This window comes from Corallincola luteus (genome assembly GCF_004336975.1).
Taxonomy (GTDB): Bacteria; Pseudomonadota; Gammaproteobacteria; order Enterobacterales; family Neiellaceae; genus Corallincola; species Corallincola holothuriorum.
Genome location: NZ_SJXE01000006.1, coordinates 212,501 through 214,056, shown reverse-complemented (window position 1 = coordinate 214,056; position 1,556 = coordinate 212,501). Strand labels below are relative to the sequence as shown.

At 51.9% G+C, this 1,556-nt stretch carries 1 rRNA gene (cut by a window edge); it reads right to left on the bottom strand.

Going from position 1 to position 1,556, the window contains the following annotated elements:
• Positions 1 to 1,556, bottom strand: a 23S ribosomal RNA gene (locus EZV61_RS13340) (its annotated part continues 402 nt past the right edge of the window); the annotation flags it as partial.

Below are 1,556 nucleotides of genomic sequence, written 5' to 3'. Positions count from 1 at the left end.
CCATTCGTGCAGGTCGGAACTTACCCGACAAGGAATTTCGCTACCTTAGGACCGTTATAGTTACGGCCGCCGTTTACCGGGGCTTCGATCAAGAGCTTCTCCGAAGATAACCCCATCAATTAACCTTCCGGCACCGGGCAGGTGTCACACCCTATACGTCCTCTTTCGAGTTTGCAGAGTGCTGTGTTTTTAATAAACAGTCCCAGCCACCTGGTCACTGCGACTGCCAACAGCTTAGGGAGCAAGTCCCATCACCGTCAGCAGCGTACCTTCTCCCGAAGTTACGGTACTATTTTGCCTAGTTCCTTCACCCGAGTTCTCTCAAGCGCCTTAGTATTCTCTACCTGACCACCTGTGTCGGTTTGGGGTACGATCAACATGTACCTGAAGCTTAGAGGCTTTTCCTGGAAGCATGGCATCAATGACTTCAACTCCGTAGAGTCTCGATATCGTGTCTCAGTCTTAAGACGGTCCGGATTTACCTAAACCATCAACCTACACACTTAAACCAGGACAACCAACGCCTGGCCCATTTAGCCTTCTCCGTCCCCCCATCGCAGTACATGTCGGTACAGGAATATTAACCTGTTTCCCATCGATTACGCCTCTCGGCCTCACCTTAGGGGTCGACTTACCCTGCCCTGATTAGCATTGGACAGGAAACCTTGGTCTTCCGGCGAGCGGGTTTTTCACCCGCTTTGTCGTTACTCATGTCAGCATTCGCACTTCTGATACGTCCAGCATGCCTTACAGCACACCTTCAACCGCTTACAGAACGCTCCCCTACCCAATACGATAAATCGCATTGCCGCAGCTTCGGTGTATCACTTAGCCCCGTTACATCTTCCGCGCAGGCCGACTCGACTAGTGAGCTATTACGCTTTCTTTAAAGGGTGGCTGCTTCTAAGCCAACCTCCTAGCTGTCTGAGCCTTCCCACATCGTTTCCCACTTAGTGATAACTTTGGGACCTTAGCTGGCGGTCTGGGTTGTTTCCCTCTCCACGACGGACGTTAGCACCCGCCGTGTGTCTCCCGGATAGTACTCACTGGTATTCGGAGTTTGCATCGGGTTGGTAAGTCGGGATGACCCCCTAGCCGAAACAGTGCTCTACCCCCAGTGGCATAAGTCCGAGGCGCTACCTAAATAGCTTTCGGGGAGAACCAGCTATCTCCGAGTTTGATTGGCCTTTCACCCCTACCCACAGCTCATCCCCTAATTTTTCAACATTAGTGGGTTCGGTCCTCCAGTTGATGTTACTCAACCTTCAACCTGGCCATGGGTAGATCACTCGGTTTCGGGTCTACACCCTGCAACTCGACGCCCAGTTAAGACTCGGTTTCCCTACGGCTCCCCTATACGGTTAACCTTGCTACAGAATGTAAGTCGCTGACCCATTATACAAAAGGTACGCAGTCACCCCCGAAGGGGCTCCCACTGCTTGTACGTATGCGGTTTCAGGTTCTATTTCACTCCCCTCACAGGGGTTCTTTTCGCCTTTCCCTCACGGTACTGGTTCACTATCGGTCAGTTAGGAGTATTTAGCCTTGGAGGATGG